23 protein-coding genes, 1 tRNA gene and 1 riboswitch are annotated in these 22967 nt (G+C 60.6%); of the genes, 13 read left to right on the forward strand and 11 right to left on the reverse strand.

The window, feature by feature from the left end; all coding sequences use genetic code 11:
- Entirely contained in the window at positions 1-699 is a 699-nt protein-coding gene (locus LRL22_RS15670) for a phage virion morphogenesis protein (RefSeq protein ID WP_270905817.1), read from the forward strand.
- A 36-nt stretch (positions 700-735) separates the two neighbouring features.
- A complete protein-coding gene (locus tag LRL22_RS15675; RefSeq protein ID WP_270905818.1) occupies positions 736-1149 on the forward strand; it encodes a hypothetical protein in 414 nt (137 codons plus the stop codon).
- Between the two features lie 166 nt (positions 1150-1315).
- On the opposite strand, the gene LRL22_RS15680 is transcribed toward LRL22_RS15675, so the two are convergent.
- The 3 genes from LRL22_RS15680 to LRL22_RS15690 all read right to left on the reverse strand — a co-directional run bounded on the left by LRL22_RS15680 (position 1316) and on the right by LRL22_RS15690 (position 2037).
- Positions 1316-1591 (reverse strand): hypothetical protein, encoded by a 276-nt coding sequence (locus LRL22_RS15680; protein ID WP_270905819.1) that lies wholly within the window; start codon positions 1589-1591, stop codon positions 1316-1318.
- Positions 1584-1856: a hypothetical protein gene (locus LRL22_RS15685; protein ID WP_270905820.1), complete on the reverse strand. Its 273-nt coding sequence runs from the start codon at positions 1854-1856 to the stop codon at positions 1584-1586. Before LRL22_RS15685 ends, LRL22_RS15680 begins: the two co-directional genes overlap by 8 nt.
- Before the next feature lie 95 nt (positions 1857-1951).
- Positions 1952-2037: transfer RNA gene (locus LRL22_RS15690), tRNA-Leu, on the reverse strand.
- A 143-nt stretch (positions 2038-2180) separates the two neighbouring features.
- Between LRL22_RS15690 and LRL22_RS15695 the strand changes: the two genes are divergently transcribed.
- Positions 2181-2714, forward strand: coding sequence for an RDD family protein (locus LRL22_RS15695; RefSeq protein WP_270905821.1), 534 nt, complete (start codon positions 2181-2183; stop codon positions 2712-2714).
- Between the two features lie 74 nt (positions 2715-2788).
- Here LRL22_RS15695 and lptG read toward each other — a convergent pair whose 3' ends face one another.
- Both lptG and lptF read right to left on the reverse strand, forming a co-directional pair.
- Complete coding sequence (gene lptG / locus LRL22_RS15700; protein ID WP_005336421.1) at positions 2789-3859, reverse strand: LPS export ABC transporter permease LptG; 1071 nt, start codon at positions 3857-3859, stop codon at positions 2789-2791.
- 25 nt (positions 3860-3884) lie between these two features.
- A complete protein-coding gene (gene lptF / locus LRL22_RS15705) occupies positions 3885-4997 on the reverse strand; it encodes an LPS export ABC transporter permease LptF (protein WP_270905822.1) in 1113 nt (370 codons plus the stop codon).
- A gap of 172 nt (positions 4998-5169) precedes the next feature.
- On the opposite strand from lptF, the gene pepA reads away from it, so the two are divergent.
- The 3 genes from pepA (at position 5170) to LRL22_RS15720 (ending at position 10225) form a co-directional block, all read left to right on the forward strand.
- On the forward strand, positions 5170-6678 hold the full coding sequence (gene pepA / locus LRL22_RS15710) for a leucyl aminopeptidase (RefSeq protein ID WP_005336423.1): 1509 nt from the start codon (positions 5170-5172) through the stop codon (positions 6676-6678).
- 174 nt (positions 6679-6852) lie between these two features.
- Complete coding sequence (locus LRL22_RS15715) at positions 6853-7308, forward strand: DNA polymerase III subunit chi (RefSeq protein WP_270905823.1); 456 nt, start codon at positions 6853-6855, stop codon at positions 7306-7308.
- Between the two features lie 64 nt (positions 7309-7372).
- A complete protein-coding gene (locus LRL22_RS15720; protein ID WP_270905824.1) occupies positions 7373-10225 on the forward strand; it encodes a valine--tRNA ligase in 2853 nt (950 codons plus the stop codon).
- A 67-nt stretch (positions 10226-10292) separates the two neighbouring features.
- Here the strand turns inward: LRL22_RS15720 and LRL22_RS15725 are convergent, their stop codons facing one another.
- Entirely contained in the window at positions 10293-11279 is a 987-nt protein-coding gene (locus LRL22_RS15725) for a sodium:calcium antiporter (RefSeq protein ID WP_270905825.1), read from the reverse strand.
- An 87-nt stretch (positions 11280-11366) separates the two neighbouring features.
- Positions 11367-11474, reverse strand: a riboswitch (yybP-ykoY riboswitch).
- A 162-nt stretch (positions 11475-11636) separates the two neighbouring features.
- Between LRL22_RS15725 and LRL22_RS15730 the strand changes: the two genes are divergently transcribed.
- Positions 11637-12224 carry a superinfection exclusion B family protein gene (locus tag LRL22_RS15730; RefSeq protein WP_270905826.1) on the forward strand — a complete coding sequence of 196 codons (588 nt, stop codon included), beginning with the start codon at positions 11637-11639 and terminating at the stop codon, positions 12222-12224.
- Positions 12225-12320: 96 nt separating this feature from the next.
- Here LRL22_RS15730 and LRL22_RS15735 read toward each other — a convergent pair whose 3' ends face one another.
- Both LRL22_RS15735 and LRL22_RS15740 read right to left on the reverse strand, forming a co-directional pair.
- Positions 12321-13181 carry an AraC family transcriptional regulator gene (locus tag LRL22_RS15735; RefSeq protein WP_270905854.1) on the reverse strand — a complete coding sequence of 287 codons (861 nt, stop codon included), beginning with the start codon at positions 13179-13181 and terminating at the stop codon, positions 12321-12323.
- A 4-nt stretch (positions 13182-13185) separates the two neighbouring features.
- On the reverse strand, positions 13186-13683 hold the full coding sequence (locus tag LRL22_RS15740; protein ID WP_270905827.1) for a GNAT family N-acetyltransferase: 498 nt from the start codon (positions 13681-13683) through the stop codon (positions 13186-13188).
- A gap of 150 nt (positions 13684-13833) precedes the next feature.
- Here LRL22_RS15740 and LRL22_RS15745 point away from each other — a divergent pair, with 150 nt between their 5' ends.
- The gene (locus tag LRL22_RS15745; protein ID WP_270905828.1) at positions 13834-15282 is read left to right on the forward strand and encodes a catalase; all 1449 of its coding nucleotides are present in this window, start codon (positions 13834-13836) and stop codon (positions 15280-15282) included.
- Positions 15283-15357: 75 nt separating this feature from the next.
- On the opposite strand, the gene LRL22_RS15750 is transcribed toward LRL22_RS15745, so the two are convergent.
- Together LRL22_RS15750 and LRL22_RS15755 are read right to left on the reverse strand one after the other, a co-directional pair.
- Positions 15358-15882 carry a GrpB family protein gene (locus LRL22_RS15750; protein WP_270905829.1) on the reverse strand — a complete coding sequence of 175 codons (525 nt, stop codon included), beginning with the start codon at positions 15880-15882 and terminating at the stop codon, positions 15358-15360.
- A gap of 321 nt (positions 15883-16203) precedes the next feature.
- Positions 16204-16521 carry a DUF1496 domain-containing protein gene (locus tag LRL22_RS15755; protein WP_270905830.1) on the reverse strand — a complete coding sequence of 106 codons (318 nt, stop codon included), beginning with the start codon at positions 16519-16521 and terminating at the stop codon, positions 16204-16206.
- A gap of 223 nt (positions 16522-16744) precedes the next feature.
- On the opposite strand from LRL22_RS15755, the gene LRL22_RS15760 reads away from it, so the two are divergent.
- Positions 16745-17977 (forward strand): hypothetical protein, encoded by a 1233-nt coding sequence (locus LRL22_RS15760; RefSeq protein WP_270905831.1) that lies wholly within the window; start codon positions 16745-16747, stop codon positions 17975-17977.
- A 109-nt stretch (positions 17978-18086) separates the two neighbouring features.
- Positions 18087-18863 (forward strand): substrate-binding periplasmic protein, encoded by a 777-nt coding sequence (locus LRL22_RS15765; protein WP_270905832.1) that lies wholly within the window; start codon positions 18087-18089, stop codon positions 18861-18863.
- A gap of 12 nt (positions 18864-18875) precedes the next feature.
- On the opposite strand, the gene LRL22_RS15770 is transcribed toward LRL22_RS15765, so the two are convergent.
- Entirely contained in the window at positions 18876-19724 is an 849-nt protein-coding gene (locus tag LRL22_RS15770) for a helix-turn-helix transcriptional regulator (RefSeq protein ID WP_270905833.1), read from the reverse strand.
- 145 nt (positions 19725-19869) lie between these two features.
- On the opposite strand from LRL22_RS15770, the gene tyrS reads away from it, so the two are divergent.
- The 3 genes from tyrS (at position 19870) to LRL22_RS15785 (ending at position 22961) form a co-directional block, all read left to right on the forward strand.
- A complete protein-coding gene (gene tyrS / locus LRL22_RS15775; RefSeq protein WP_270905834.1) occupies positions 19870-21135 on the forward strand; it encodes a tyrosine--tRNA ligase in 1266 nt (421 codons plus the stop codon).
- A gap of 168 nt (positions 21136-21303) precedes the next feature.
- Positions 21304-22215 (forward strand): lipase family alpha/beta hydrolase, encoded by a 912-nt coding sequence (locus LRL22_RS15780; protein ID WP_265062872.1) that lies wholly within the window; start codon positions 21304-21306, stop codon positions 22213-22215.
- Positions 22212-22961: a lipase secretion chaperone gene (locus LRL22_RS15785; RefSeq protein ID WP_270905835.1), complete on the forward strand. Its 750-nt coding sequence runs from the start codon at positions 22212-22214 to the stop codon at positions 22959-22961. Before LRL22_RS15780 ends, LRL22_RS15785 begins: the two co-directional genes overlap by 4 nt.
- The last annotated feature ends 6 nt before the right edge of the window (positions 22962-22967 follow it).

Genomic DNA, 22967 nt, shown 5'->3' on the forward strand with positions numbered 1-22967 from the left:
ATGATTGAGATCTCCATCAACCAGCCACAGTTGGCCCGCGCACTGGATAGGCTGGAGCTGGTCACCCTGCCGCCAGCCAAGCGCCGAAAGCTGATGCAGATGATCGGCCGTGAGGTAGTCAAGGTGAATAAGCAGCGCATCAGGGCGGGCAAGGCACCGGACGGCACTAAGTGGGCTCCGACAATAAGCAAACGCAAGCACAAGCGGCTTGCGGGGCTTTCCAAGCGCCTGCGCACCCGCGCAACGGCAGACGAGGCAATTATCAACTTTGATAAGCGCTTTGTAGGGATGATCGCCAATCAGCAGCAGCAGGGGATGGACCAGCAGTTCACGGCACCACCGGCCAAGCCAGCCCGTCCGCGCTCGTCGGAGAAGGGCAAGAGAGCTGAGCCGTTCCAGCCAACGGATAGCCCCTGTACGCGCAGCCAAGCGCTGCGCCTTCGCGCCCTGGGTTACAAGGTGCTATCGAATAGGGGGAAGCGCCGGCGCTATCGCAAGCCCTCGCTCAAGTGGATACAGGAGCACCTGAGTGTACAGCGCGCAGCCATCATCATCCGAACAACCACGGGAGAGACGAGGAAGAACCGGTGGACGGTTAGCACTCCTATTCGCAAGATGTTACCAGAGGCGGGCAACGACGAGCTGATGGCTATCGCTGCCAAGGCATTCAAAAAAATGGGATGGGGAGGAGGCTCGTAGAAAGCCATAACCACTCACAACACGACAGCGACGCACATGCGTCGCTTTTTTGTGGCCCGCCCCCAGGCTTGCAGCCCAGGCGCCACGGCGGAATCCTCTGACTCACGGAATCCGCACTCCTCCCCCCCCACCTTCGGGCTTTATAAAAAAAATTTTGTGAAATTTTTTTTAGTGCATTTCTATTCGCCAGGGCGCGCCAGTACTGGGGCTTTGGGGCAAAACCAGAATTTCACAAAACTTCATTTTGCGATCGTTTTTGGGCTGTTTGATCACAAAGGATCGAGGGAGCAAAAAGCACAAGTGATTGATATTGCTGAGATGGTGGCTACTTTCCGTGAGGATCTGGGGCGGCGTGCTGGATCAGGTCGAACCACTAATGAAAAAGGGCAAGGCCAGACGGGGCAAGGCTTAGCGGGCTATTTGGGCAAGGATCCAGAATTTCACGAGTGAAGTTTTTGACGCTCTCAAAGGGAGACAAACGGGGCGTGTGAATGCCGGAGCCTAGGGCCGGAGAATGGCTACTTTCCGTGGCTTTCGTAGGAACAGGGTTGGCTAGGTTGTCAATGCGAGGTAATGACTACCTCACGTGAGGTGGTCATTACCTCACACTGGTCTGCTACTTCTCGATGGGAAGCGTGAACGCAGGGCCAAGCCATTCGCGCCCGGCCACCTTAAGCAGCATGGCGGCAAAGAAATCTGACTGCTCTCGCTGGGCGAACCCACTTTGTTCGCGCAGAGCATGGAACAGATCGGAGGTCGAGGTATCGAGCACGAGACGCAACTCTTTCGTGCCTTCTTCTGCTCGCTTGGTTCGCAGGCGTTTGCTGCGAGCGGCACCGTCAAGGGTATGCTCTTTGCGGGGGCGCCCCACGCGGCGTTTTGTCTTAATCAATTATTGTCGCTCCGTCACATAAATTAATTATGTAAAGATAGAGCAAAACTGTGAGCCTGGAAAAGAAAAACCCCGACCATAAGCCGGGGTTTTTTACTGCTGGGGCATCCAAAAACATGGCCAGGGAATGGCGCCGCATGAACTGGGTACCACCGAGCAGCGTGGCATCATACCCATCTATACCAAACAAAAAAATAAGAAGGTCGCGCAGAAATGAAGAGGAACAATGAACCGCAAGAAAGTAACGCTGGAGGATAATCAGCATCGATCATCTAAATCACTGCCGCCACTATGCCGCCACTTAACAGCAGAAAAACAAAAGGCCACCCGCTAGGATGGCCTTAAGTCATTGAATTCTAATGGTGCCCGGGGTCGGACTCGAACCGACACGGTTATTCACCGGCGGATTTTGAATCCGCTGCGTCTACCGATTTCGCCACCCGGGCAACTGCGAGGGATTATACGAATGGCGCGATGCCATGCAAGGTGTTTTTCGATTGAACACTCCCGTTTGTTCATTTATTCAACGCCTTGCCGATGCGGGGCCAGTTACATAGAATGCCGCCATCATCTTAATGGAATAAAAACGATGGCCAAGCCTAAAAAAGTCCAACTAAAATCCCCCTCTCCTGCCACTCAGCCATACCCGTCAGCAGGTCTGCTGCGTCGCCTCGGCGCTCTGATTTATGATGCGCTGGTGGTGACTTCGCTGCTGATCATCGCTGGCTTTATTGGCATGGGTGTCGCCAAGCTGTTGCTGGTCACCGGCATGGCCAGCGTACCGGCGGGTGAAGATACCGTCTGGTTGCTGACCCGCCACCACCTGAGCCTGATCTACACCCTGTGGCTCGCCTTCGTCATCTGCGGTTTCTACACCTGGTTCTGGACCCGCGCTGGCCAAACCGTCGGCATGCGCGCCTGGCGGCTGCGCATTCAGAACGAGGATGGCAGCCATATCCGCGTTACCCAGGCGCTGATCCGTCTCGCCACTGCCGCCTTTGGTCTGGGCAACCTGATGTGCCTGTTCAACCACCAGCGCCCACGGGCGTTTCAGGATATCTGGGCCGAGTGCGAAGTGATCGTGCTGAGCAAGCAGGAAAATCTGGAATTGCTTAACAAGTAATACCGGAGCAATGCAGCAACGAAAGAGGGCACCAACAGGTGCCCTCTTTGCATTTCCTCATAACCTCGTGCGGATTACTGCTTGCGGCTGAGGATGTAGAAGGAGATACCGCCAAACAGCAGGCTGGGCGCGATAGCCGCCAGAATGGGCGGTACCGCATAGACCAGACTGATGGGGCCAAACACCCGATCACTCACATAGACAGCAAAGCCGGTCATGATCCCCATCAGCATCCGTGCCCCCATGCTTACAGAGCGTAGCGGGCCGAAGATGAAGGAGGATGCCAGCAGGATCATCGCCACCACCGAGAGCGGTGACAGCAGTTTGCGCCACATCTCCAGCTTGTAGCGACCGGCATCCTGCTTGTTGGCATCGAGATAGCCGATGTAGTCGAGCAGACCGGAGACCGAGAGGTTCTCGGGGTCGATACTCACCACCCCCAGCTGTTTGGGCGTCAGCTCCGAGCTCCACTCCATCTTGTCATGCTGCTCGCTGCGGATCTGCGCGGGATCGTCGAAGCGGGTAACCTGGGTCTGCTTGAGCAGCCAGTGGTGGCGCTCGAACACCCCCTCCTGCGCCTGCACCACGTCGATCAGCTTGCGCTCGGGGGTAAAGCGATAAAGGGTAATGCCGGTGAGGGCACCATCGTTACGCACCCCGTTGATATTGACGAAGTTGTTGCCATCGCGAGCCCACACCCCGTAGGCGGAAACCGTCAGACGACCTTCGGAGAGCGCGCCCGCCTTGATGTCATCAGCTATCCGCTTGGCGGCGGGGGCCACATATTCCCCCATCAGCCCTACCATGATCATCAGCGGGATCGCCGTCTTGAGCGCCGCCATCACGATACTGATCTTGGAGCGACCCGCCGCCTGCATCACCACCAGCTCGGAGCTGGTCGCCAGCTGACCCAGACCAATCAGGCCACCCAGCAGCGCCGCCAGCGGGAAGAAGAGCACCGCCTCCTTGGGCATGGAGAGCAGCACATAGTAGAGGGCGTTGATCATGTCGTAGTTGCCGTCACCGACCGACTTGAGCTGCTCCACATACTTGATGAGCGCCGCCAGACCAACGAGCGTGATTTCACACAGCAGGATCGACATAAAGATGACCCTACCGATATATCTATCGAGAATGCCAAACATCAGCAGAAGTTCCTATGTTGCAGCATCATGCTGATTTTCTGTTGAAATAGCGCCCTTTCACCCCGTTCCACCAGCTGGTGCCCTGCAGATTGAGGGGCAGGCCGATAAACAGCAGGTAACCGAGCGGCACCAGGAACATCCCCGGCCAGTAGGGCAGCCGACCGCTGTCGATGGCCGAACGGGCGGCGCTGAGCAGCAGGAAGTAGGAGAGATAGAGCATGATGGCCGGCAGCAGCTTGGCGTAGCGCCCCTGACGGGGATTGACCCGCGCCAGCGGTACCACCAGCAGGGTGAGCACCGGAATGGATAGGGGCAGCGAGATACGCCACTGCAATTCCGCCATCATGGCGTTGTCCTGGGAACCGAACAGTTCCATGGTCGGCTTGGCCGCCGCCTTGCGGTTGGAACGCTCCATCTCCTGCTGGCGGATCACCAGACCATATTCGCGAAAATCGGAGATCTGGAACTGCTTGCCAGAGAAGTTCCCTTCGTAGCGGGAACCATCCATCAAGGTCAGCCACTGCAGACCGTTCTCATCGACCGTCACCACCCCTTCGGTCGCCACCACCACCGAGGGAGGACTGTTCCCCTCCGCCCGCTGCAGCACGAAGATCTTTTGCAGTTTTGAGCCGTTGTCGTTCAAATCCTGGATATAGGCAACCAGACGCCCCTTGTCGAGCTCCATAAAGCGGCCAGGCTGCAGGAAGGAGATACCCGGATCGGCTTTGAACTGGTCGATCACCTGCGACTCGCGCTCCTTGGCTTGCGGGGCGATCCAGCCGGTGTTGAACGCCGCAACCACAGCCGTCAGCAAGGCCAGCAACATGGCGCTGCGCATCACGAAACGGTGGCTGAAGCCGACCGCATGCATCACCGTCATCTCGCTTTCGGCGTAGAGGCGACCATGGGCAAACAAAATGGCTAAAAAGAGACTGATAGGCAGCATCAACAACGCCATATTGGGCAAGTTGAGCAGCAGCAGGGTGGAGACCAGACGTGTCGGCACCTCGCCATCGGCGGCGTCACCGATGATCTTGATAAATTGTTGGCTGACAAAGATAAGCAGCAATACGAATAACACTGCCAGCTGGGTTTTCAGGGTTTCCCTGAACAAATATCGGAAAACGATCACAGTCATTCCCAAGTAAACTTGTGTTTTTAGTCGAATGCCTGAAAAATAGGGCCGTATATTGGATTTTTACCAGTTTGAACTGCGGAGCCTGTGGCTGTTCGCTCCGCCTCTGATACCCCAACAAGCACCGCATTATTCAATAAAAGGTGCCTTTTGTCTTTAGGATGTAGGAGATTCCATGGAGTTCAGTGTAAAGAGTGGCAGTCCAGAGAAGCAACGGAGCGCCTGCGTCGTAGTCGGCGTATTTGAGCCTCGTCGCCTCTCTCCGGTTGCCGAACAACTGGACAAGATCAGCGATGGCTATATCAGTTCGCTGCTGCGCCGTGGCGACCTGGAAGGGAAACCAGGCCAGATGCTGCTGCTGCATCAAGTACCGGGCGTGCTCAGCGAGCGCGTACTGCTGGTCGGATGCGGCAAGGAGCGGGAACTCGACGAACGCCAGTACAAGCAGATCATCAACAAGACCATCACCACCCTGAACGAAACCGGCTCCATGGAAGCGGTCTGCTTCCTCACCGAGCTGCACGTCAAGGGTCGGGATACCTATTGGAAGGTGCGCCAGGCGGTAGAAACCACCAAGGCGGGCCTCTACAGCTTCGATCAGTTCAAGACCAACAAGGCCGAGCCACGTCGCCCGCTGCGCAAGCTGGTATTCAACGTGCCGACGCGTCGGGAACTGACCATTGGTGAAAAAGCCATCGCTCACGGTCTGGCCGTGGCCAAGGGTGTGCGGGTCTGCCGCGACGTGGCGAACATGCCGCCCAACGTCTGCAACCCGGCCTATCTGGCCTCCCAGGCCCGTCGTCTGGCCGATGCCTACGACAACATCACCACCAAGGTGGTGGGCGAGCAGGAGATGGCCGAGCTCGGCATGAACTCCTATCTGGCGGTGGCCCGCGGCTCCGATAACGAAGCCATGATGGCCATCATCGAATACAAGGGTCATCCGGATGCCAAGCCCATCGTGCTGGTCGGCAAGGGACTGACCTTTGACTCCGGCGGCATCTCCATCAAACCGGCCGACGGCATGGACGAGATGAAGTACGACATGGGTGGCGCCGCCTCCGTGCTCGGTACCATGCATGCGCTGGCCCAGCTGCAACTGCCGATCAACGTCATCGGTGTACTGGCTGGCTGCGAGAACATGCCGGGTGGCAACGCCTATCGTCCGGGTGACATCCTCACCTCCATGTCCGGCCAGACCATCGAAGTGCTCAACACCGATGCGGAAGGTCGTCTGGTGCTGTGTGATGCGCTGACCTATGTGGACCGCTTCGATCCGGAAACCGTGATCGACGTGGCGACCCTGACCGGTGCCTGCGTCATCGCGCTGGGTCACCACACCTCGGGTCTGCTGGCCAACCACAACCCGCTGGCCCACGAGCTGCTCAACGCCTCCGAGCAGGCGGGTGATCGCGCCTGGCGTCTGCCGCTGTTTGACGAGTATCAGGAGCAGATCGACAGCCCGTTCGCCGACATGGCCAACATCGGCGGTCGTCCGGCCGGCACCATCACCGCAGCCGCCTTCCTGTCACGCTTCACCAAGAAGTACAACTGGGCCCACCTGGATATCGCCGGGACCGCCTGGAAGAGTGGCAAGGATAAAGGCTCCACCGGTCGTCCGGTGCCCCTGCTGACCCAGTTCCTGCTGAACCGGGCTGGCGTGGATATCGAAGAGAAAGAGTAACTCTCCGGCCCCTGCCGATGGCTGCATCGGAAGGGTTGGCGTTACCCTGAACCACAAGGAAGAGGCCCGCCTCTTCCTTGTTTCATTCTTGAATCAGTGAGCTGCGGACGGGAAACGCCCCGTCAGCCTCATGAGGCGGTCAACAGTCCGTCACCGCAAAACGGGATCAACCTGATGAGCCAAGTGACCTTTTACCTGATGAGCGAACAGGATGACGCGCAGGCCTCTGCGGTCGAGCGACTGGCCTGCACTCTTGCGGCCGAGTCGTGGGGGGCGGGCCATATCTACCTGCTCTGCAACGACGAGGCCCAGGCCCTGCGCCTCGACGAACTGTTGTGGCAGCTGCCGCCGGAGCGCTTCGTGCCGCACCAGCTGCAAGGCGAAAGCGGCATGGCCCCGGTGGAGATCGGCTATCAGCCACCGAAACGGCGCTACGCCCGCCTCATCAATCTGGCCACTGCGACACCTTTGTTTGCAGGACACTTCGCTCAAGTGGTAGATTTTGTCCCCACTGACGAAACACAAAAGCAGCAAGCCCGCGAGCGCTACAAGCACTATCGCCAGGCAGGCCATACCCTCGAAATGAGGGATCAGCCCGTCCTTGCCGCACCGGATCCGGCGCAGCCCTGACTGCAACCAATTGATCCATAAAGAATCAACACCAGACTCCATCCATCCAGATTACGGCGAGACCATGGAAAAGACTTTTAATCACAACGCCATCGAACAGGCGCTCTACCAGCACTGGGAAGCTCAGGGCTACTTCAAGCCCCACGGCGACACCAGCAAAGACTCCTTCTGCATCATGATCCCGCCGCCGAACGTCACCGGCAGCCTGCACATGGGTCACGCCTTCCAGCAAACCCTGATGGATACCCTGATCCGCTACAACCGCATGCAGGGCAAGAATACCCTGTGGCAGGCAGGTACCGACCACGCCGGTATCGCCACCCAGATGGTAGTTGAGCGCAAGATCGCGGCAGAAGAGGGCAAAACTCGCCACGATTACGGCCGTGATGCCTTCATCGACAAGATTTGGCAGTGGAAGGAAGAGTCCGGCGGTACCATCACCCGCCAGATGCGCCGTCTGGGCGACTCCGTGGATTGGGAGCGCGAGCGCTTCACCATGGACGAGGGTCTCTCCGCTGCCGTGCAGGAAGTGTTTGTCCGTCTTTACGAAGATGGCCTGATGTACCGTGGCAAGCGTCTGGTGAACTGGGATCCGAAACTCAACACCGCCATCTCCGATCTGGAAGTGGAAAACCGCGAGATCAAGGGCCACATGTGGCACCTGCGCTACCCGCTGGCCAACGGCGCCAAGACCGCTGAAGGCAAGGATTACCTGATCGTCGCCACCACTCGTCCGGAGACCATGCTGGGCGATACCGCCGTGGCCGTGAACCCGGAAGACCCGCGCTACAAGGCGCTGATCGGCCAGCGCATCCTGCTGCCGCTGGTGAACCGTCTGATCCCCATCGTTGCCGACGAACACGCCGACATGGAGAAGGGCACAGGTTGCGTGAAGATCACCCCGGCCCACGACTTCAACGATAACGAAGTGGGCAAGCGCCACAACCTGCCGATGATCAACATCTTCACCCTGGACGCCCACGTGCGCGCCGAGGCCGAAGTGGTCGACACCAACGGCAACCCCAGCACCGCCTATGACGCCGCCCTGCCGACCGAGTTCGCCGGGATGGAGCGCTTCGCCGCCCGCAAGGCCATCGTCGCCAAGCTGGACGAGCTGGGCCTCCTGGCCGAGATCAAGGATCACGTGCTGCAGCAGCCCTACGGCGATCGCGGTGGCGTGCCCATCGAGCCGATGCTGACCGACCAGTGGTACGTGCGCGTGGCCCCCATGGCCAAGACCGCCATCGAGGCGGTGGAAGATGGCCGCATCCAGTTCGTGCCGAAACAGTACGAAAACATGTACTTCTCCTGGATGCGCGACATCCAGGACTGGTGCGTCTCCCGTCAGCTGTGGTGGGGTCACCGCATCCCGGCCTGGTATGACGACGCCGGCAACGTCTACGTTGGCCGCAGCGAAGATGAAGTGCGCGCCAAGCACAGCATCCCGGCCGTAACCGTACTGCGTCAGGACGAAGACGTGCTCGACACCTGGTTCAGCTCTGCCCTGTGGACCTTCTCCACCCTGGGCTGGCCGAACAACACCGAGGCACTCAAGACCTTCCACCCGACCGACGTGCTGATGAGCGGCTTCGACATCATCTTCTTCTGGATTGCCCGGATGATCATGATGACCATGCACTTCATCAAGGACGAAAACGGCCAGCCGCAAGTCCCGTTCAAGACCGTCTACATCACCGGCCTTATCCGTGACGAAGAGGGCCAGAAGATGTCCAAGTCCAAGGGCAACGTGCTGGACCCGCTCGACATGATCGACGGTATCTCGCTGGAAGATCTGCTGGAGAAGCGCACCGGCAACATGATGCAGCCGCAGATGGCCGAGAAGATCGCCAAGCGTACAGCCAAGCAGTTCCCGGAAGGGATCGATGCCCACGGTACCGATGCCCTGCGCTTCACGCTGGCAGCGCTGGCCTCTACCGGTCGTGACATCAACTGGGACATGAAGCGCCTGGACGGCTACAACAACTTCTGCAACAAGCTGTGGAACGCCTCCCGCTATGTGCTGATGAACACCGAAGATCAGGATTGCGGTTTTGCCGGTGGCGAGATGCAGTTCAGTCTGGCGGATCGCTGGATCCAGTCCCAGCTGCAAGTGGCCATCCGTGACTTCCGTACCGCCCTCGATACCTACCGCTTCGACATCGCGGCTGGCGTGCTGTACGAATTTATCTGGAACCAGTTCTGTGACTGGTATCTGGAGCTGACCAAGCCGGTGCTGACCAAGGGTTCCGAGGCCGAGCAGCGCGCTGCCCGCCACACCCTCGTCAGCGTCCTCGAGACCCTGCTGCGTCTGGCACACCCGATCATCCCGTTCATCACCGAGACCATCTGGAAATCGGTCGCGCCGCTGGCTGGCGTACACGCCGACACCATCATGATTCAGGCCTTCCCGGAGTTCGACGCCGCCAAGGTGGACGAAGCCGCGATGGCGGATCAGGAGTGGGTGAAGGAGTTCATCGTCAGCATCCGCAACATCCGCGCCGAGATGAACGTGGCACCGAGCGTGCCCCTCAACGTGCTGCTCCAGTGCGATGCCAAGGATGCCCAGCGCGCCGCTGACAACGAGGCTTTCCTCAAGTCGCTGGCCCGTCTGGAGTCCATCCGCGTTCTGGCGGACGGTGAAACCGCCCCGCTGTCAGTGAAGAAGCTGATCGGTGCCACCGAGCTGATGATCCCGATGGCCGGTCTCATCGACAAGGATGCCGAACTGGCCCGTCTGGCCAAAGAGGTTGCCCGTCTGGTGGGCGAGTGCGGCCGTATCGAAGGCAAACTCGGCAACGAAGCCTTCGTCGCCAAGGCGCCGGAAGCGGTCATCGCCAAAGAGCGCGAGAAGCTGGAAGATTACCGTCTCCAGCTGACCAAGCTGGAAGCCCAGCAGGCCGAAATCGCCGCGCTGTAAGCACCGCCTCAACCGATACAACAAAGCCCCCGGCCAAGGGGGCTTTTTCATATCCGCGCTTCCCGCTTCAGCTCACCAGCAGCCAGCCGCAAAAACCGAGATAGAGCAGACCGACCAGCGCCAGCCGCCCGGCGGTCATCGCCCCCCTTCTGAATCCCCACCACAGCAAGCCAACCGCCAGCAGCGTCACCAGCGAGGAGGCCATCATAGCGCCATCCAGCAGCCAAGGGGTGAAGAGCAGACAGAACGCCTTGGGGATGGTGCCCTGGATCATCATGGCCCCGGAGATATTGGCCAGCGCCAGCCGGTTCTTGCCCTGCCGCACCCAAATCAGCACGTTCATCAGCTCCGGCATCTCGGTCGCCACCGGACTCAACAGCAGGGCCGCCAGCACCGGCGAGAGGCCAAACAGTTCGCCCATGCTCTCCAGCTGATGAACAAACAGCTGAGCCGCCAGCGCCACCACCACCAACGCAGCCAGCGTCTGCAGCAGTACCTTGCCAAGGGACGGGATCCCGGCATTTGGAGCCAGCTTGAGGGGCTCAGGCAACTCGACTTCGTGGCTGTCGCTCTGCTTCAGCTCGCGCCTTACATAGACGAGGTAGACCAGCACAAAGAGCGGGGCCAGCCAGCTCTTGCCGGTAAAGGCAACCAGACCCAGTACAGTCGCCACCAGAAAAATGCCCATAAACCAGCGCTGATCCCGGCCAATCTCGCGCTGTACCTCGCCATCGATGGCCCGTTCGGTACGCCCCATGCAAAGCAGCAGGGTGAGACCGACCGCCCCATAGCCGATGGTCGCCAGCACCAGCGGCCCGCCGAGGGCGGCACCGATGCCGATCTCCTGCTGGGCGGCCGTGTTGCCCATCAGCAGGGCGGTGAGGGTGACGATGCACTCAGGCAGGGCCGTACCGAGCGCCGCCAGCAGCGAACCGGTGGCGCTTTGGGAGAGTTTGAAGTGGTGGCCGGTCCACTCGATGCCGTTGACGAAGTATTCGCAGGCAAGGTAGATGGTGACCGCAGAGGCGAGAAATAACAGCAGGGTAATCAACATAATAGATACCGCCAGGCGAGCAGAATAACCGATGGACCCGACATGGCTCGCCCGGCTGGCGTGCATATCGAGGCCAAAGGTCTTGCAGAGCGATAGTGCCTATCGCCGCCCATGCCATGGATGCGAGGATCCAAGAGTGTTGACATGGGCCCGGCCCGGAATGCGGGCGGGTTGCTACTCCCCAATGACTGAGGGGACGTTTTACCAACTCGACCGCCGCCTCACAAGGCAAATTAATGACAACTCATTCAATAAGTTGTAAGGGAATGTAACCTATCCTCCTGCCGCCATTGCGCTGTTGGCACACCGATTGCTGTAGGTAGTTCACTATCCACAACAGTTTGGGAAGGATGAACAATGAAACGGTGGATCCAACATTTCTATCAACTGAACCGCCTCAATTGGCTGATGGTCTGGTTGTTGCTCTGCTGCAGCATCATTTTGCTGTTTCCGGCCGGGCTGATGAAAGGGGCCGTCAGCCAGTGGGCTGCGGATCATGCGGCCTGGCTGGGGGTCGGCATGCTGATCGCCATCTCCTACTTCTGCAGTCAGGGCTTCCTGATCGCCTGGGAGTGGGCCTGTGACGAGTGGCAGGCGCGCCGTCAGCAGGACCAGCTGGCCCAGATGATCGGCTTCCTCGACTTCAACGAGAAAGCGGTGCTGCGCGAGTTCGTGCTGCAGCGTAAAAGCGTCATAAACTTGCCGATCACCGAACCCGCCGTCAAAAACCTGATGGATGCCGGCGTCCTCACCTACGCCTACGGCAAGCCGACCCGGGAGAAGGATGACGAGAACCAGATCCGCGCCCTGATGATCGCCCTGCCCGCCCGACCGCTGCTCACCTACAAGGTGCTGGGGCTGTCGCGCGGCAAGATGAGCGACGAGCAGGTGGAGCAGATCATGAACGCCCGTCCCAAGTTCGCCCAGAAGGGGTTCCAGCGCTAACCGCCGCCCAACCGCCAGATGCAAAAGAGCCGGACACTGTCCGGCTCTCTCGTTTCTGCGCGACGTTCTGTACCATCCCTTACGTCTTGTTGTGCCCTACCCCTTTAGGCTGGAGCAAAAGCTGACATCGTCCTGCACCGGATCATCGCTCATGCTGTGATAGAGCTCGAAGCAGGGACCATTGCCAAACTCCAGCCCGGCAGCAACGATATCGCCGATATGTTCCTGCCAACGCGGGCCATACTGACTGCGGTCGGTAATAAGATAACGGGACTGGGCGTAACGACCGGCGGGAATAAGCTGGATCTCGACCGCTCCCATCCCCACCGTCCCCGCAGGCACCGTCACCCCGATGTCAGTGCGACACTGGGCTGGCGGGGTCACCTCGGGGTTATCGTGATAGATGAAGATCCACTCCCCACCTTCCAGACCGCGGGCGCTGGCCCACTGATGCAGCTGGCGGCAGACGGGGTCATACCCCTCACCATAGGGGCCGGTGACACGCATATAGGCCAGAGTACGGGCGTCCATCTCGATGGTTTTCATGGTATTGCTCCTTGCTGATGAGTGACCCTCAGCATAAGGATTCGGCTGCACAAGTGCGTGTCCATCCTTGCTCATCAAGTGTCCATTCTTGCTCTTGTCGCGGCGAAACTCTCCCAGCGTGCAACCATAGTAACGGCGGAATACCTTGGCAAACGCCTGAGAACTGGCGAGCCCCGCCCCCAACGCAATGGCCGTGACACTGGCATCGGTATAGCAGAGCTGCCAAGCAGCCCGCTGGATGCGCAGACGACGACACATCTCCCCGGGCGTCTCCCCCGCCACAGCCGTAAACACCCAGTGAAAATGGTAGAAAGACAAGCAGGCACTGCTTGCCAGCGTTTCGATGGAGAGATCGGGATTCTGCTCCAGCGCCCGGATCACCGGGCGCAATCTGGCCTGATAATCGACCATACCGTTAGCGACTGGCGCCCCCCGCGACTCTGGCCATATAGAGCGCATCCACATAACGCCCCTGGCGGAAGGCATAGTCACGGGCTCGCCCCTCCTCGGTAAAACCGAACTTGCGATAAAGCGCCTGTGCGGCCTCATTGTCGGTATAGACGGTCAGCTCAATCCGGTGCAGGTTGAGCCAGTTATCGGCCAGATCCAGCGCCGCAGCCATCAGGTCAGAGCCCACCCCCTTGCCAGCCCAGTCATCCCGCACTCCCATGCCAATCCCGGCCACATGCTTGCGTCTGGGATTGGGCTCAACCAGCAGCGAGAGCTGGCCTACCAGCAGGCCGTCAACGTCGGCGACCAGTGCCACCACGCTGTCGCTCTCCAACCGCTTCTGCCACTGGCTAAGGGGTGGCATAGGCAGGTGCAAAGTGCCCGCCTGGGCATTGGGCATGGCGTAAAGATCCCGCAAGGCGGGGGCATCGGTGGGTTCGGCATGACGGATAGTAATCTGCATATGAGGCTCCTTCTCGAAACCTCCATCATGCAATATCCGGCGCGGTTACATGCACCCATTTGTCTTGCCTATCAAAGGGCGAGGAAAGGCCCATTGGCCGAGCACGGCGCAGATCCGTAGGCTGGCCCCATATCAACAAGGAGAGAAGCCATGACTGACAAGACCCTGCACAGCGCCAACGGCGCCCCCGTCGTCGACAACAACAACAGCCTCACCGCCGGTCCGCGCGGCCCCATCCTGATGCAAGACATCTGGTTGATGGAGAAACTCGCCCACTTCGACCGCGAGCGCATTCCCGAGCGGGTGGTTCACGCTAAGGGCTCGGGCGCCTACGGCACCTTTACCGTGACCCACGACATCAGAGCGTTCAGCAAGGCCGATCTGTTCCGCGCCATCGGCAAGCAGACGCCTGTATTCCTGCGCTTCTCCACCGTGGCCGGTGAGAAGGGCGCCGCCGATGCCGAACGCGATGTGCGCGGCTTCGCCCTCAAGTTCTATACCGAGCAGGGCAACTGGGATCTGGTGGGCAACAACACCCCGGTCTTTTTCATCCGCGATCCGCTGAAATTCCCTGACTTCATCCACACCCAGAAGCGGGATCCGCACACCAACCTGCGCAGCGCCACTGCCGCCTGGGACTTCTGGTCACGCCATCCGGAATCCCTGCATCAGGTCACCATACTGTTCAGCGATCGCGGCATCCCCAAGAGCCTGCGGGAGATGAACGGCTACGGCAGCCACACCTTCAGCTTTATCAACGACGCCAACGAGCGCTTCTGGGTCAAGTTCCACTTCAAGACCGAGCAGGGCCACAGCTTCTACACCGATGAAGAGGCCGCCACCGCCGTCGGGCAGGATCGGGAGACCAGTCAGGCGGATCTGTTCAATGCCATCGAGCGGGGCGACTTCCCGCGCTGGAAGGTCTATGTGCAGGTGATGCCGGAGGCCGAAGCCCAGACTTACAACATCCACCCGTTCGACCTGACCAAGGTGTGGCCGCACAGCGACTACCCGCTTATCCCGGTGGGCATACTGGAGCTCAACCAGAACCCGGACAACTACTTCGCCCATGTGGAGCAGGCCGCCTTTACCCCGGCCAACGTGGTGCCCGGTATCGGCTTCTCGCCGGACCGCATGTTGCAAGGGCGACTCTTCTCCTACGGCGACACCCAGCGCTATCGCCTCGGCGTCAACCACGGCCTGCTGCCGGTCAACGCCCCGCGCTGCCCGTTCCATCACGGTGCCCATCGTGACGGTGCCATGCGGGCGGACAGCAATGGCGGCGCCAGCCCCAACTACCAGCCGAACCGTTTCGGTACCCAGCAACCGAGCGAGCAGCACGAACCGGCGCTGAGTCTGGAAGGGGCCGCCCTGCACTACGACTTCCGTGACTACGACAGCGACTACTACAGCCAGCCGGGTAACCTGTTCCGCATCATGGACGAGGGGCAGCGCTCGCGGCTCGCCGCCAACCTGGCCCGCTCCCTTATCAATGTGGAGGATGACGCTATCGTCGCGGCCCAGCTCAAACACTTCGAGCAAGCCGACCCAGAGTATGCCAAACGAGTCGAACTGGCACTGGCCGCCTTGCAGCGCTAAGCCGCAAGCAGGCAAGATCTGCAAAAACAAAACGGGGGCCTGATGGCCCCCGTTTTCTATTGCGAGCAAGCTCGCTCAGAGAGCAGGATCCTGCCCGGCCTGCCACCGCAACGCGTTCGCCTCGTGCTCTTTCACAAAGGCATTCTTGCCCGCACAGTAGCGCTCGATATCGTGCTGACAGCTCGCGGCTACCGCCAGCTTTAACTCGGCGTATTCCCGGCATACCGCAGGGTGGGCCCTTAGATAGTCACGAAAGGCCAGATGGCGATGCACATGGTCATCCCCTTGCAAGAAGGCGTGGATCTGGTGGGTTCTCTCATCACCCCCCTTGCGAAAATAGCGGCGGCGCGCAATCCCGCACTCCCCCATCGCCTCATAGCCCAGCGCCTCCAGCTGACCATTCTGCTCATCGAGCCGCTCCAGCGATGATACCTCAAGCATGATGTCGATGATGGGCTTGGCGGCCAAACCGACGACAGAGGTACTGCCGATATGGTGGACAGCTAGCAAGCAGTTATCCAGCGCACTGCGTAATTGAACCTCTTCAGCTACAAAGCTGGCTGGCCATTGGGGGTTGTAGGAGACAACGTCGACTCTCACAGTTTCAGCTCTCTGGATAGTTGCCGATGGCATCGGGCAACAGGGTATGCGATGGGTGGACAAGATAACCAGACGGCAAATTGCCAACAACAAAAACGGAGCCCGAGGCTCCGTTTTTCAATGCAGTATCAATCCCTTACGGAACGCGCTTCGCGCTCTTCCCGCTCCCTTGCCAACAAGCGTTTGTACCACCAGCTACTGCGACGACGTTGTGCATTGGAAGAGCGACGAGCCATTTCTTAGGTTCCAGCCAAGAGAAGAAAGGAGCTGCATTATGCGACAGGGATCACGTCCATGTCTTTAGCTGGATCAAGAAAAGCCTCACTGACCCACGGAAATCGTCTTCTGATCTTTTGCTCCCCGGGTGGCAGGCAACACCACCGCAGGAGAGCGCCAGGCCAGCGCGCCATTGCTCTCGAGGTCGTTTTGCGGGCCGCACTCCAGCCAGATATCTCCCTGCAGAATACGGGCCCCTTCGGAATATTTCTGATCCGCAAACCAGCAGACCCGCTCGGGCAATGAGCCCAGCGGCATCACCAGCTCGGGGCTGGCAGAGTCGCCCACCACAGTGGTTTTGGACGCGGCCAGAGCGGGGATAAGCCAGAGGGAAGCCAGCAGGCAGAGCAGTACATTTTTCATGAGGGGGACCCTGTTGCGATGGGAGGCACTCTCGAAGAGTCGACCAGCCCCGGGGTTTACTTGACGGATAATCATACAGCCTGCTGGCATTGTGGAACCAATATGGTAGCCTGCCAGCGCCTGCGGGCAGTCTCTCGCTGCCACGCGCAAACTCCCGGTGAATTTGTCACGTCCTGACAAAATATAACCTTATTTATCAAATCGTTATTTGGATATTATCCCAATGCGTATCATGCCGTTGCTCAAGGCTGCCTGCCTGAGCCTGATGTTGTCCGCCTGCGTTGCTCCATTGCTGATGATGAGCCCCACCAGCCAGCTGATGTGGGCCCTACTCAAGCCGCTGGTCGGCTTTGACCCGAACGAGGTCAATCTGTTCGAACAACCCCTGATCAAGGATCGGATGACCGCCATCCTTGGCCCCAATTACGACAGCACCATGCAGTTGCTCAAGACGGCCGACAAGTTACAGCAGGAGGGGCCGCTTTTCTATGTGGTCTCCGAGTATGCGCCCGTGCCGGATATCGCCAAGCAGGCGGGGATGGTGTGGAACTCGCAAACCAACCAGATGTCTGTATTGCTGCAAAAAGGGGATGGCACCACCCTGACCTTCGGCGAAAATCTGGCGGGCACGGCACCGACCTGGCCAACCGCCATGCAGGGCTGGCAGACCCCCACCAGCCAGCTCACCCCGGCGGCCAATGCCCTGACCGGGGCGGCGACCAGTCAGAGTGGCGCCTCCCCCTTCTCCCTTGGCAGCGCTCTGGGCACAGTGACCCGCGGCGTCACCGGCTCGCTGACCAACAGTGCAAGTCAGGCTATCAGCGGCGCAGCCGCCAACGCCACAGGGCAGGCCACCCAAGCGGTAAGCCAAAGCGCGACCGATCTGACCCGTAGTGCAACCACCGCAGTCACTGCGCCAGCCAAACAGGCGGTGAGCAGCACCGCTGCGACCGCAACGCAAGAAGCCACCAAGGCCGTTGCCACTCCTGCCAAACAAGCCGTCAGCACCGCCGCCGCAACCGTGACGCAAGAAGCCACCAAGGCCGTTGCTGCTCCTGCCAAGCAAGCCGTCAGCAGCGCCGCTGCGACCGTGACCCAAGAAGCCACCAAGGCTGTTACCGCTCCTGCCAAACAGGCCGTCAGCAGCGCCGCTGCGACCGCGACGCAAGAAGCCACCAAAGCCCTTGCCGCGCCTGCCAAACAGGCAGTCAGCAGTGCCGCCGCTACCGTGACGCAAGAGGCCACAAAGGCCGTTGCCGCTCCGGCCAAACAGGCAGTCAGCAGTGCCGCCGCTACCGTGACGCAAGAGGCAACCAAGGCCGTTGCAGAACCAGCCCAGCAGGCTGTCAGTGCAGCCTCTCATACGGCCGGAGAGAGCGTCGCCGATGCCGCCAGAGCGGCGGAGGCCAAGGCTCGCGCCAAGGCAGAGGCGGAGATGGAAGCCCTGCTCAAATAAACCGACAGGCCACCGCAAGGTGGCCTGTTTTTTATCCCGCTACCGGATCATGACGTTATGGAAAAGGCCACATAGACTGTTAGGTAACTACCAGCACAAGGAGTGCATCATGCGTCGTCTGCTCCCTGCTCTCGCTTCTCTCGCCCTGTTTATCGCGCTCCCTGCTCCGGCACTTATCTACTATTCGGAGCAGAACATGCCGCTAAATGGCCAGGATAAAAATGGTCAGCCTGTGGGGTTGGCGGTCGAGTTGCTGCGCCTGATGTGGCGCGAAATGGGAGAGCCGGAACAACCCATCCACTTTCTGCCCTGGGCCCGCGGCTGGTATCTGCTGACCCAGCAGCAAGAGGCCGTGCTGTTTACCACGGCCCATACCAAGGAGCGGGATCCCCACTTCCTCTGGGTCTGCCCCATCAGCCACTCCAGGGTCGCGCTGGTCGGCCGCAAGCAGGATGCCCCCAAAGTGGCCAGCAAAGCGGATCTCGCCAAGCTGCAGATCGGCGTGATGCAGGCGGATGTCGGGGAGCAGTTGCTGCTCAACCGCGGGATCAGCCCGGGCAATATGATGTCGGTGGAGCGCATGGATCAGGTGGTGCGCCAGCTCATCATGGCACGCACCGATCTGGTGGCGGGCAACGAGGTGATGCTGCGCCATCAGGCCAAGGAGCTGGGTTTTCCCAGCGAGGATTTTGTCACCGTCGCGATTATTGAAGAGCAGGATAACTGCTTCGCCTTCAACCTGAGGGCAGACAAGCAACAGGTTGCCCGCCTGCAACAGGCGCTGGACAAGGTCAGACAGGGGGATGAATACAAGCAGCTGATGAAGCGCTACCAGTTGCTCAGTATCCTGCCCGAAACCAATCCCACCATCCCGCGCATCGAGTAACTCCGGCCCGCCCTATGGCGGATTCTCTTTATCTCCCGCCGATAACGCCTGTGATGCCTCCACCGGAGCCGTAATGAGGTGGTTCAGAAAGAGATTGAACAGCTCTGCCCGCGAGCCGAGCCGCAACTTGCCATAGAGATGCTTGCGGTGATTCTTCACCGTGCCGCTGCCAATCCCGAGCTCCGCGGCAATCGCCTCCGTATCCAGCCCCTGCAGCAGCAACTCCGCCACCTGCTGCTCGCGCCGGGTAAGCCTATCGCCCCCGACACTCGCCATCGCCTGCCCCACCGCGCTCCGGAGGCTGGCGCTGTCTGGCAGTGCAGTGCTCTGGGCCAGCAACGGCGAGCTCTGTTGCCACTGCTGACGACAGAGCGAATGCACCAGCGGGAACAGCTGCTCCAGCCTCGCCAGCTCGTCACGGCTGAGAGTACTGCGCTTGTCGAGTCGCCCCAGAAACAGCATCAGCGTCAGCCCGTCCCGCACCGGCAGGATCAGCCCCACCTCCTCCTGCCAGCCGGTGGCCTGATAGAAGTGGTGGCGATATTCGGGATCGAGCCGCCCTTGGGAGACCTGCGCCAGCGTCCAGACGCCGGCAGGCAAGCCCTGTTCCAGCGCCTGCATAAAGGGATCCTGACTGAAGTGGCTGGTGAGGTAGCGATCAAACAGCAGAGCCCGCTGATGATTGAGGTTGTCGTAGAGGTAGACGGGCCGCTGCCCCACCCCGAGCAGCAGGGCACAATCAAACGCCACCTGCTGCTGGATCAGCCGCACCAGCGCCGCCGCAAAGGCGCTGCTGTGCAGGGCATCGACCACCTCGGTCATGCTGCAGGTCAAGGCATCTTTGGTGAATGGCTGGGTCATGGTGGCACGTTTCCGGTAACGGGGAGCGATTCCCCGCTATGGCTGAATGCTAGCACGAGAGTGGCAAAACTGTCCCTCAGGGGACATATCCGCCACTGGCCAGAACGGCGAGGATGACGGCTTTTCCCCTGTTGTTGGAGCACACATGATCAACCCCCACCTGCTTGATGAGCTGACCGAGCGCGGCCTTGTGGCCCAGAATTCCGACCCGGCGGCCCTGGCCGATCATCTTGCCACCCCGCGCACCGTCTATTGCGGGTTTGATCCCACCGCTGGCAGCCTGCATATCGGTCATCTGGTGCCGCTCTTGATGCTGCGCCGCTTCCAGCTGGCGGGCCACACCCCGGTGGCACTGGTGGGCGGGGCAACCGGCCTTATCGGCGATCCCAGCTTCAAGGCGACCGAGCGCAGCCTCAACAGTGCCGATACCGTGCAGGGTTGGGTCGCCAGCCTGTCGGCCCAAATCAGGGCGCTGCTGCCCGCCGATGAGGGCCTGTCGGCCCCGCAACTGGTCAACAATGGCGACTGGATGGGGCAGATGTCCGCCCTCGATTTTCTGCGGGATATCGGCAAGCACTTCTCGGTCAATGCCATGCTGGCGCGGGAGTCGGTGCGTCAGCGGCTGGCTCGCCCGGATCAGGGCATCTCGTTCACCGAGTTCTCCTACGCTCTGCTGCAATCCTACGACTTTGCGGTGCTGCACCAGCGGCTCGGTTGCACCCTGCAGATTGGCGGCAACGACCAGTGGGGCAATATCACCAGCGGCATGGATCTCACCCGTCGTCTCCATCAGGCGCAGGTGCACGGCATGACTCTACCCCTTATCACCAAGGCGGACGGCACCAAGTTTGGCAAGACCGAAGGGGGCGCGGTCTGGCTCGATCCGGCGCTCACCTCCCCTTACGCCTTCTACCAGTTCTGGCTCGGCACCGCGGATGAGGATGTCTACCGCTTCCTGCGCTACTACAGCTTTATGTCGCTGAGCGAGATTGATGTACTGGAGGCGGAAGACGCAAAGCGGCAGGGGCGCAAGCAGGCCCAGCAGGTGTTGGCGGACGAGCTGACCGAGCTGGTACACGGCAAGGCGGCGCTGGCGGCGGTGCAGCGCATCAGCGAGCTGCTGTTTAGCGGCGATGTTGCTCGCCTCGGCGAGAGCGATCTAGCCCAGCTGGCGCAGGATGGCATGCCGAGCAGCACCGTCAGCGGCGAGACGGATCTGGTCAGCCTGCTGGTCAGCTGCGGTCTGGCGAACTCCAAACGCATCGCCCGCGAGCTGCTGGCGGCGGGGGCCATCAGCCTCAATGGTGTGATCAAGCAGGATGAACAGCTGAGTGCCGATGATCGGCTGTTTGGTCGCTACCTGCTGCTGCGCCGGGGCAAGAAGCAGTATCACCTGGTGGAGTGGCAATAAGCCGCAGGGCGGGGAGCACAGCCTCCCCGCCCGTACCCTCAATCCCTTTTGAATCCCGAGTTGCGATCCCCCTCACAGCCTCTCCCGTCAGCAGCCACCATACTGGCACCGGCGAACATGGAGTACGCCACACAATCTGTTCCTCACGAATCAACAAGGATGCTGATGATGAAGAGATGGCTTCTGGTGCTGCTCTGCACCCTGCCCATGCTGGCACACGCCAGCGGATACACCCAGACCCGCTACCCCATAGTGCTGGTGCACGGCCTGTTCGGCTTCGACAAGCTGCTCGGGGTCGATTACTTCTACGGCATTCCCCAGGCCCTGAGCCGGGATGGTGCCAAAGTCTACGTGGCGCAGGTGTCAGCCACCGCCAGTTCAGAACAACGGGGGGAGCAGCTGCTCGCCCAGGTCGAGCTGCTGCTGGCGGCCACCGGCGCCGAGAAGGTCAACCTCATCGGCCACTCCCACGGCGGCCCTACCATCCGCTATGTCGCCTCGGTCGCCCCCGAGCTGGTCGCCTCCGCCACCAGCGTTGGCGGGGTCAACTACGGCTCCGAGATTGCCGATCTGGTGCGGGCCAATGCCGCCCCCGGCAGCGCCGCCGAGAAGCTGGCGGCCGCCGCGGCCCACGCCCTCTCCGGCATGATTTCACTGCTCTCGGGCGGGAGCCAGCTACCGCAAGATCCGGTCGCCGCCCTCGATGCCCTCACCAGCAAGGGGGCCAGCCAGTTCAACCAGCGCTACCCGGAGGGGCTGCCCAGCCGCTATTGCGGCGAGGGGCCGATGCAGGCGACCAACGGCGTCTACTACTTCTCCTGGAGCGGACGCGGCAACCTGACCAATCTGCTGGATCCGGTGGATCCCGCACTGGCGCTGACCGGCTCCTTCTTCAAGGAGCCCAATGACGGACTGGTCGGGGTCTGCAGCAGCCACCTCGGCAAGGTGATCGGCACCGGCTACCGGATGAACCATCTGGACGAAGTGAACCAGTCCTTCGGTATCCACCATCTGTTCGAGACCGATCCGGTCACCCTCTATCGCCAGCATGCCAACCGTCTCAAGGAGCTGGGACTATGAAGATAGCCACCCTGCTCGTCGTGCCCTGCGCCATCACCCTGCTACTTGGCGGGGTGTTGCTCTGGCCCACGGCACCGACGGCAGACTCATCAACAGCTCAAGCCAGCCAGCATGCACAGAGCCACCCGCACGATCCCGAGCAGGAGGCCGCCGATGCCCTGCAGGCGCGCTATCGCACCTTTATCTCGGCCCAGAGCAGCCTGACGGTGCCCACCGAGATCTCCCTCGCCAGCTTGCAGATCCTGTTTGACGAGCGGGAGCAGCTGCGCCAGCAGAGCTTTACTCCAGCCGAGCAGACCCAGCTGTTTGCCGAGGATCGGCTGATGGAGCAGCTGACGCTGCGCCGCAGGGCGCTGGCGGAGGCGAGAGACAGCGACAAGTCGCAGCTGGCCAGCGAGCTGGATCTCTGGCTGGCGGAGCAACCGGACTGGTTTCGCGAGGCGGAGGCCAACAGCCGCCTGCTTGGGGAGTTGCAAGAGCTGGCGCAGATGGACCCGGCCAAACGGGAGGCTCTGCTGCTGGAGACAGGGGGGCCGGAAGCGGTGGATCGGATGCGCCAGCTGGAGCAGAACCGGCAAGGGTTCGAGGAGCAGCTCAGCGGCTTTCTGGCCGAGCTCAGGCAACTGCCGAACGAGGCCCGGGCCGAACAGCAGCAGGAGCTGCTGGCCCGCTGGTTCGAGCCCGGACAGTGGCGCCGGGTCGAGGCGCTCACCCGGCTCAAGCTGGGGGAGCCACACACCGAATGAGAAGGG

Source organism: Aeromonas sp. PI_26 (assembly GCF_027854445.1).
Classification (GTDB): Bacteria; Pseudomonadota; Gammaproteobacteria; order Enterobacterales; family Aeromonadaceae; genus Aeromonas; species Aeromonas veronii.